Origin of the sequence: Fuchsiella alkaliacetigena (assembly GCF_023227765.1) — a bacterium.
In the GTDB taxonomy this organism is placed as follows: domain Bacteria; phylum Bacillota; class Halanaerobiia; order Halobacteroidales; family Acetohalobiaceae; genus Fuchsiella; species Fuchsiella alkaliacetigena.
The window spans coordinates 55,432-64,224 of record NZ_JALKBZ010000013.1; the positions used below are offsets into that span (position 1 = coordinate 55,432).

General features: G+C 34.6%; 12 protein-coding genes. All 12 read left to right on the plus strand.

Going from position 1 to position 8,793, the window contains the following annotated elements; genetic code table 11:
• Nucleotides 1-99: 99 nt before the first annotated feature.
• The 12 genes from rpsF to MWH30_RS05760 all read left to right on the plus strand — a co-directional run bounded on the left by rpsF (nt 100) and on the right by MWH30_RS05760 (nt 8,624).
• Nucleotides 100-387 (plus strand): 30S ribosomal protein S6, encoded by a 288-nt coding sequence (gene rpsF, locus MWH30_RS05705; protein ID WP_248663092.1) that lies wholly within the window; start codon nt 100-102, stop codon nt 385-387.
• Between the two features lie 36 nt (nt 388-423).
• Nucleotides 424-819, plus strand: a complete 396-nt coding sequence (locus MWH30_RS05710) for a single-stranded DNA-binding protein (protein ID WP_248663093.1) — start codon at nt 424-426, stop codon at nt 817-819.
• Nucleotides 820-857: 38 nt separating this feature from the next.
• On the plus strand, nt 858-1,073 hold the full coding sequence (gene rpsR / locus MWH30_RS05715) for a 30S ribosomal protein S18 (protein ID WP_248663094.1): 216 nt from the start codon (nt 858-860) through the stop codon (nt 1,071-1,073).
• 139 nt (nt 1,074-1,212) lie between these two features.
• Nucleotides 1,213-1,536, plus strand: coding sequence for a MazG-like family protein (locus MWH30_RS05720; protein WP_248663095.1), 324 nt, complete (start codon nt 1,213-1,215; stop codon nt 1,534-1,536).
• A 17-nt stretch (nt 1,537-1,553) separates the two neighbouring features.
• Nucleotides 1,554-2,456 (plus strand): YybS family protein, encoded by a 903-nt coding sequence (locus tag MWH30_RS05725; protein ID WP_248663096.1) that lies wholly within the window; start codon nt 1,554-1,556, stop codon nt 2,454-2,456.
• 99 nt (nt 2,457-2,555) lie between these two features.
• Nucleotides 2,556-3,002, plus strand: coding sequence for a 50S ribosomal protein L9 (gene rplI, locus MWH30_RS05730; RefSeq protein ID WP_248663097.1), 447 nt, complete (start codon nt 2,556-2,558; stop codon nt 3,000-3,002).
• A gap of 15 nt (nt 3,003-3,017) precedes the next feature.
• Complete coding sequence (gene lonC, locus MWH30_RS05735) at nt 3,018-4,943, plus strand: Lon family ATP-dependent protease (RefSeq protein ID WP_248663098.1); 1,926 nt, start codon at nt 3,018-3,020, stop codon at nt 4,941-4,943.
• A gap of 23 nt (nt 4,944-4,966) precedes the next feature.
• The gene (gene dnaB / locus MWH30_RS05740; protein WP_248663099.1) at nt 4,967-6,307 is read left to right on the plus strand and encodes a replicative DNA helicase; all 1,341 of its coding nucleotides are present in this window, start codon (nt 4,967-4,969) and stop codon (nt 6,305-6,307) included.
• Nucleotides 6,308-6,468: 161 nt separating this feature from the next.
• Nucleotides 6,469-6,951: a hypothetical protein gene (locus MWH30_RS05745; protein WP_248663100.1), complete on the plus strand. Its 483-nt coding sequence runs from the start codon at nt 6,469-6,471 to the stop codon at nt 6,949-6,951.
• Nucleotides 6,938-7,798, plus strand: a complete 861-nt coding sequence (locus MWH30_RS05750) for a sensor histidine kinase (protein WP_248663101.1) — start codon at nt 6,938-6,940, stop codon at nt 7,796-7,798. The genes MWH30_RS05745 and MWH30_RS05750 overlap by 14 nt, the downstream gene beginning before the upstream one ends.
• 105 nt (nt 7,799-7,903) lie before the next feature.
• On the plus strand, nt 7,904-8,512 hold the full coding sequence (locus MWH30_RS05755) for an accessory gene regulator ArgB-like protein (protein WP_248663105.1): 609 nt from the start codon (nt 7,904-7,906) through the stop codon (nt 8,510-8,512).
• Nucleotides 8,502-8,624 (plus strand): AgrD family cyclic lactone autoinducer peptide, encoded by a 123-nt coding sequence (locus MWH30_RS05760; RefSeq protein WP_248663102.1) that lies wholly within the window; start codon nt 8,502-8,504, stop codon nt 8,622-8,624. Before MWH30_RS05755 ends, MWH30_RS05760 begins: the two co-directional genes overlap by 11 nt.
• Nucleotides 8,625-8,793: the final 169 nt, after the last annotated feature.

Sequence of the window (8,793 nt, forward strand, 5' to 3'; positions counted from 1 at the left end):
GTTTGCATTTTTAAGTAAGAAGTGTTATAATTGCTTGGAAACCATGCTCTATTTTTAAAATAGGGCCGTTAGTCCAAATGGAGGAGGTGTTGATTAAGAATGAATAAGTATGAAACAGTATTTATAGCTAATCCTGACCTAGAAGATGAAGTTATTGAATCTTTGGGAGAAAAGATATTGGAAACTATTAATAGCAATCAAGGAGAAGTTGTTCAAAGCGATAGTTGGGGAACTAAAAAGCTAGCCTATGAAATAGATGGTCATAAGGCAGGTCATTATACTATCATCAATTTCAAAGGTGAAGCTGAGACTGTAGATGAGTTGGAAAGAGTCTATGGAATTAATGATCAGATTATCAGGTTTATGATTTTACGAGAAGAAGAGTAGTTTTAGACCTATCCCTTAATTAAGGTGGTGTAACAATTGCTTAATAAAATTATTTTGATTGGAAGGTTAACTCAGGATCCTGAACTAAGGTATACACCTAATGGCAATGCAGTTGCTAACTTTAGTTTAGCTGTAGAACGTAACTATACTAATAAACAAGGTGAACGCGATGTAGACTTTATTGATATTGTGGTGTGGAGAAAGCAGGCTGAAACCTGTGCTAATCACTTAGGTAAAGGTAGACTAGTAGCAGTTGAGGGTAGGTTGCAGATTAGAAGCTATGAAACCGATGAAGGACAAAGAAGAAGAGTAGCAGAGGTTGTTGCTAATAATGTTAAATTTTTAGATTGGCCTAAAAATAATGGAAATCAGAATAAAAATAAAAATAGTGGAGACGATTTTGATGAAGAGGATATTGATGTTCCTTTTTAATAGTTTAGGACAAGTTTTGGATAAGGAGGTAAGTAAAGATGGCCCGTGGTAGGAGTAGTTCCTGTGAATTTTGTGCTAATAAGGTTGATAAGGTAGATTATAAAGATGTTAATAAGCTAAGAAAGTATATTACTGATCGAGGCAAGATTATACCTCGTAGAATTTCTGGTAATTGTGCATTACATCAGCGACAGCTAACTAAAGCAGTTAAAAGAGCTCGTAATATTGCCTTATTGCCTTTTACAATCGATTAATATAGTAAAAACAGAGAGGAATATTCCTCTCTGTTTTTAACTTAAGCAGGAAAAAACTTTTTTCTCAAGAATTTAATTTATATGAAAATCTATTTTAGATAGATTGAGAGTGGGAAAACTAAACCTTGGGAGGAGTTTGATGGAGAAGCATAAGTTTAGAGGTCAAAAAAATAGCATTGCTCAGAATTCAAAGATAGTAAAATTACTTAAAAGTGAAGTGTTAAGTAGTGTTTCTCATCTTTTTAGAGTAATGTTAGGCAATAGTCAAGAAAAAGTAGTTGATGCTTTAGCAGCTTTAATGATTTCAATTTACTTATTAGCTAAAAGATTAGGGATTTCACCAGTCAAAATAGAAAGAAAAATGCAAGAAAATTTACAGGATAATATAGATGAAAATCATGAAATAGAAGAGTGTTACGGAGATTTGAGTTATTTATTAAATTATTTAAGAAAAAGAGACTAGGATGAGAGGTGAAGCTTTTGTCAGCAATCGAGACTCAATCGCTGGTCGAAGGAGCTTTAATTAGTGCTTTAACGGTAGTTTTAGCCTTGCTAGCTTTTCTGTTGCCAATAGTAGGAACATTTATGACTTTACTATTACCGATACCAATTATAGTCTTAAGTGTAAGACGAGGAACTAAGATCAGTATTTTATCCACTGTATTAACTGCTTTGATTTTGGGGATGATTATTAATCCTACGTTAGTTTTAGTCACTTTAACTACTTTTGGTTTGATTGGAGTAGTTTTAGGAGCTGCTTTTGAGGAGGAATTTACTCCTTTAAAATTGATTATTAGTTCAGCAGTAGTTTTTTTGATTTCAACTGTTTTAACCTTTGGGATCAGTTTTTATTTACTTAATTTTAATCCGCTCAGCTTAGCTGCTGAAGCTATGGAGCAAACTCTTGATTTATATAGAAATTTAGGAATTGATGGTTCTACTATTGAAGACTTAGAGGCTATATTTGCTAATGCTGAAGACTTAATTAGAGTTACTTTGCCGGCTTTATTAATAGTCTCTAGTACAATCTTAGGTTATATTAATTATTATATTTCTTATGTTGTTTTGCAGAAGCTGGACTATAATTATCAAGCTCCTCCTGCTTTTGTTGAGTGGAGATTTCCTAAATATTTATTTTGGGGGTATTTAGGAGGATTGATCTTTATAGGTACTAGTATAGGTCAAAATATATATATTGTATTTCAATTTATTTTTTTAATTCAAGGCTTGGCTGTAATTGCTCATTACTTGAATAAATTTAATATTGCTAGTAAGTTACAGAAGTTAATTTTAGCCTTGTTAATTATTTTACCTATTGGTCATTTTATATCTATTTTAGGAGCCTTGGATGTTTGGTTTGACTATCGTAAGTTAGAAAATTGAAGAGTAGGCTGAATGATTCTAATCTTAGGATTAATTGTTAAGAGAGTTGTATTGTCAAGGTTTAAATTATATTATATAATTTAAGGGAGGCATTAAATTATGAAGGTTATTTTAAAAGAAGATATTAGTAGCTTAGGTAAAAAGAATGAAGTAGTGGAGGTGGCGGATGGTCACGCTCGTAACTATTTACTTCCTAAAGGTCTAGCTGTGGAGGCCAATGAAGCAGAAATGGCTAAATTAAAAGAGAAGAAGAAGGCTAAACAGAAGAAAAAACAAGAGGAATTAGCAGCAGCTAAAGAGAAGGCTGAGCAGCTAGAAGGTGCTACCTTAGAAATATCTGTTAAGGCTGGGGAGCAAGGAAAACTATTTGGTTCAGTAACTACTAGCGACATTGCTGAAGTTATTAAGGATGAGTTAGGGATTAAGATTGATAAACGAATAATAGAACTAGAAGATCATATCAGATCTTTAGGTACTAAGCAGGTAGCTGTTAATTTACATAAAGATGTTTCGGCTACTATTAAAGTTAGAGTTACTGAAGCCTAGAAGGGAATTAAACAGATGAAGGAAAAAATAAAGAATTTATTTGCAGCAGAAGATGAAGTAGTAATAGACCAGCAATTTAAAGAAGAGCAGTTAGAGCAACAAATAGCTGCTCTCTTTAGTCTTTTAGCTAAGTTTTATGGTAAGGATGAACTGGTTTTAAAGGCAGGAAAGTTAGAAGCTTTGGATTTAATGGAGTCTGAATCTCCTTTTGAACAGTTAATTGCTTTACAAAAGGTGGTTTATGCAGATCCTACTTTGACTGAATTAAAAGATGAGGTTGATATTTTGTTATCTGAGTTGGAGGAAGAGATTACAGACTTAGTAGTGCAGGAGTCTATTAAAAAACAGTTAGATCAGAAAATTGCTGTTAAAATGGAGCAAAGAAATCAAGAGTACTTAAAGGAGCTTAAGCAGGAGATTATTGCTGAAGAACTAGGGAAAGTGGATAGCCCGGAAACTTTGCGGAAGTACGGTGAGTTGGAAAAGTTAGAGAGTCAAGGTTTAGTGAAGTCGGCTCGGGAAACTTTGAGACCGAGTTGTTTAGAGGAGATAGTAGGGCAAGAGAATCCTATTAGGTCTCTATTAGCTAAGTTGGCTTCCCCTTATCCGCAGCATATTATTATTTATGGACCGCCAGGAGTAGGAAAGACTACGGCAGCTAGACTAGCTTTGGATAAGGCTAGAGCTATGGAGTATACTCCTTTTAGTTCAGAGGCTGACTTTGTAGAGGTTGATGGAGCTACTCTGCGTTGGGATCCTAGAGAGGCTACTAATCCACTTTTGGGTTCTGTGCATGATCCTATTTATCAGGGAGCTAGCCAGAAGTTAGCTAAAGAAGGAGTTCCTGAACCTAAAACAGGTCTGGTTACCGAGGCTCATGGAGGAGTGCTTTTTATAGATGAAATTGGCGAGTTAGATCCGGTATTACAGAATAAACTGCTCAAGGTATTAGAAGATAAGCGAGTTTATTTTGATTCCTCTTATTACGATGCTGATGATGAAAATATTCCTCAGTATATCAGAAAGCTTTTTGAAGAGGGAGCGCCGGCTGATTTTGTACTAGTGGGGGCTACTACCCGTTCTCCAGCCGAAATAAATCCAGCTTTAAGGTCTAGAACGGTAGAGGTTTTTTTTGAACCTTTGCAACGAGAAGATATTGAACTAATAATTGAGAATGCTCAGCAAAAATTAGAGGTAGAGTTAGAAGCGGGGGTTAAGCCATTAATTAGCGAATATACTATTGAAGGTCGGCAAGCGATTAGTATTTTAGCCGATGCTTATAGCCTAGCTCTTTACGAAGCTGAGTTGGATAGTAAGCAGCAAGAGTCTATTCAGATTACTGAGAATAACGTTTACCAAGTAGTACAAGCTAGCAGATTAGTTCCTTTTCAGAGCAATAAAGCAAGCTCTACCCCGGAGGTGGGTAAGGTATTAGGCTTGGGGGTTAAAGGTTTTTTAGGTAGCATTCTAGAGATTGAAGCAGTTGCTTTTTCAGCACCTGAGAAAAAAGAAGGTCGGATTCGCTTTAATGAGGCTGCTGGTAGTATGGCTAAGGATGCAGTTTTTAATGCTGCTTCAGTAGTAAGAAAGACTACTGGTCAGGATCTAAAGGACTATGATCTACATATAAATGTAGTGGGAGGAGCACAGATAGACGGTCCTTCGGCTGGTTTAGCTACGGTACTGGCTATCATTAGTGCTTTGCAAGGAAAAGCTGTTAGACAGGATGTAGCTATTACTGGTGAGGTTTCTATTCGCGGTAAAGTAAAAGCAGTAGGAGGAATTGTAGAAAAAATTTATGGAGCTAAACAAGCAGGTATTAAAGAAGTCTTTATTCCATATGCTAATCGTAAACAGATACCAGAAAATGAGACAGGAGTTAAAATAAACTTAATAAAGAAGGTAGAGGAAGTGCTGGAACAGATATTAATTGAGGAATAGTTTTTTGTAAGGAGGGAATAGAGATGGGTTCTACAGCTAAAGATAGGATTCCTCCTCGAAGTATTGATGCGGAAAAGTCGACTTTGGGAGCTATGCTAATCGATAGAAATGCTATAGCTAAAGTAGTAGAGATTTTAAATAGCGAGGATTTTTATCGAGAAGCTCATAATATTATTTTTCAAGTGATCTGTAATCTCTTTGAAGAGGGCGAGCCGGTGGATTTGGTAACTGTTGCTGAAAAGTTAAGAACTAAAGAGGTTTTGGAGGAGATTGGAGGACTTTCTTATCTTACTTCTTTGGCTAATAGTGTACCTACTTCTACTAATGTAGAGCACTATGCTTATTTAGTGGAGGAAAAGGCCGTTTTGCGGAAGTTGATTAGTTCTGCTAATCAGATTTCAGATTTAGGCTATCAAGGCGAGGAAGACTTGGAGATAGTTCTGGATAGAGCTGAACAGTTGATATTTAATGTTTCCCAAAAAAGGGCAGTTAAGACCTTTGCTGAGATTAAAGACGTTTTGATGTCCACCTTTGATGATCTGGAGATGCTTTATGAGAATAAAGGTGGAGTGACGGGAGTGCCTACTGGGTTTAGTGATTTAGATAAGATGACTTCTGGTTTTCAAGAGTCCGATTTGGTGATTATTGCGGCTCGACCTAGTATGGGTAAAACGGCTCTGGCTTTAAATATAGCTCAGTATGCTGCTATCCAAGAGGATATTCCCGTAGCTATTTTTTCGCTAGAGATGTCTAAGGAGCAGTTAGTGCAGAGGATGTTATGTTGTGAAGCCCAGGTGGACAACCATCGCTTGCGAACAGGTTATTTAAATGAGAATGATTGGGATAAGCTGACTGATGCGGCTGGTAGTTTGAGTGAAGCGGATATCTTTATTGATGATACGCCAGCGATTACGGTGATGGAGATGCGAGCTAAAGCTAGACGAATCAAGGCCGAACATGGTTTAGGATTAATATTAATAGATTATTTACAGTTAATGCAAGGTAGCGGAAGAGTAGAAAGTCGTCAGCAGGAGGTTTCTAAGATCTCTAGATCTTTGAAGAGTTTGGCTAGGGAGTTGGAGGTACCAGTAGTTTCACTGTCACAGTTGAGCAGAGCGGTAGAGCAGCGGAACGATAAACGACCTCAGTTAAGTGATTTAAGAGCTAGTGGTAGTATTGAGCAGGATGCCGATGTGGTAGCCTTTATTTATCGTGATGAGTACTATAATCCCGATACTGAAAAGAAAGGGATTACCGAAATTATTATTGGTAAGCAGCGGAACGGCCCGGTAGGCATGGTAGAGCTGGCCTTTCAAAAAGAATATACTAGATTTGTTGATTTATCCCGACGTGAGGATGAGTAGGTGTGTTTAGCACCTACTTTTTTTATTTGCTTCATGAATAATATTCCTTTGAATCCAGAATGAAGAATAATAAGCAGAAGTTAAAGGGATTTGTTGCTAAATGTAGAAATGTATTTATTAAGGATATTAAAATATTAATTTTATATATGAAGGAGGATAAAATGGAATTAAAAATTATTCAATTAATAACTATGGGTTTGTTGGAAGTTTTTTTAATGACTTATGTAGGTTTAGGTTTGCTAGGGATTAAAACTACTATAGTTAGACATTTACAAATAGGGGTTATATATGTTTTGGGGATTTGGATAACTAGAAATTTATTACAACTTTATGGTTTACATACGCTGTTACTATGTATTTTATTAATTGTGTTGATAAAATTTATAGTCAAAATAGATTGGCAAATAGCAATTATAGCTGTTTTATTGGGTTTTGTTATTTTATTTATAGGCGAGGCGATTTTTTTACAAATAGTTATTAGATATTTAAATGTAAATATGGAGAAATTTGTTACTAAGAGCTCACCACTTTTTTTGATATTACATATTATAACTCACTTTTTTCTTTTATTTAGTGCAGTTTTAGTTAAATTTTTTGAAATTAAAATTATTAATTTGGCAGGTGAAGAAAATGATAAAATTTAATAATTCTAAATTGCAGTATTTAATTATTGTACTATTATTACAGACTTTTTTATTATTACTTTTTACTATTTGGGAAAGTTTGGATATATTCAATCTTTCTCATGAAATTTTTTTGAGAGTAATTTTATTTGTAGTAATAGGTTTATCTATTCTATCAGTGCTAATGGTTAAAGAAGCTTTTAAGCTAATGAAGTACGAAGTAGAATATAAACTACAAAAACTTAAGGTAAAGGAACAAGAGAAATTAATTAAAAGCCTTAAAAGTCAAAAGCATGACTTTTTAAACCATCTACAAACTATTTTCGGGATGCTTCAAATGGAAAAAGAAAATCAAGTGAAAAGTTATATTAGTTCTTTGGATAAAGACTTAAATGAAATCAGCTTTGCTAATACTGAGTTATCCGATTCCATTTTGGACTGTATTTTAGTTCCGAAGGAGTTCGAAGCTATTCAAACTGAGATAGAGTTTGAACAACAGGTTGAAGAAGGAGTAGAGCAAATAGAACTGTCTTTGGATAAGGTTTTTCGAATAGTGGGTAATTTAGTGGATAATGCTATTGAAGCTACTGCTTCCTTTAAGGGAGAAAAAAAGATCGAAATTGAAGGTAAGGATAAAGGTGCAGAGTACTTATTGAGAGTTTATAATAGCGGCCCTATTATCGAGAAAGAAGAATTAAAGAGTATTTTAGAACCGGGTTTTTCAACTAAGGGAGAGGGGAGAGGCTTTGGTTTATACATAATTAAGACTTTAATTGAAGATGCTGGGGGTAAGTTGAAAGTCAAAAGTGAAAAAGATTACGGTACAGAATTTTGTTGTTTTTTGCCAAAAGAGATTAATGATTGTTAATTTATACTTGAATTACTTGTAAAAATGTGTTATTATATCTATAAGTTAGGGATAATGTAAAAGGAGGGGAGTAGAATAGCAAATAGAGAAGATAAATTAAAGTCAATAAGTGAAGAGTTAGTAGCTGAATTTTTTACTGAAAAAGAGGCAGCAGAAAAAGAGGTTTTAGCTTATGGTTTAACTGTCTTGTTATCGACTTTAGGTAGTTATTTGTTAATAATAGTTGTTTCTTCTTTGCTAGGGGTTAGAGCTTTAGCTTTAACGGCTGCTATTACCGCTTCTTTAATTAAGATTTTTTCGGGAGGAATTCATGCTACTTGTTTTAGAAATTGTTCTTTAACAGCAGTAACTGTATTTGCAGGAATTGGTTTAGTCGCTAACTATTTAGGTTCTGAGTTGGGAGAAAGTTTGCTTATTTTATTGTGGGGAATACTCTTAATTGGTTCCTTATTAATTTATCTTTATGCACCAGCCGGAATCAAGGAGAAACCTATTAAGTCAGTTCAAAAGAGAAGTAAGTTCAAGATTTATTCTTTTATTGTTTTTTTATCTTTTCTTGTTTTATATTATATTTTATATTTTAACGGAATAAACAAGTCTTTAATTTTAGCTGGTTTACTGGGAATTTCCTGGCAATTATTTGGGATTACTCCTTTAGCCTATAAGTTATTTGGTCGAGAATATCTACGGGAGGTGAAAACTAATGAAGCCTAAGAAGATATTAGCTAAATTACTTAAAAAGGCTGCTCAGAGCAATGTAGCTTCAGTAAGCGGAGCGGTTGTTTATCAGCCGGAAGTACCAGAGTCTTTACAAGAAGATGAATAGGCTTTAGCTATCAGAGTAGGCTTTTAACAGAGCCTACTCTGATTTTTTTATTTATACAGTTGGATTTTTCGAATAATAAATAGACGAGTATTACCCGAGTTCGACAGTTCATAGGTATAAAATAACTATTTAGAGGTCAGAAACCTTGATATAGCAGGGTTTGTGATTT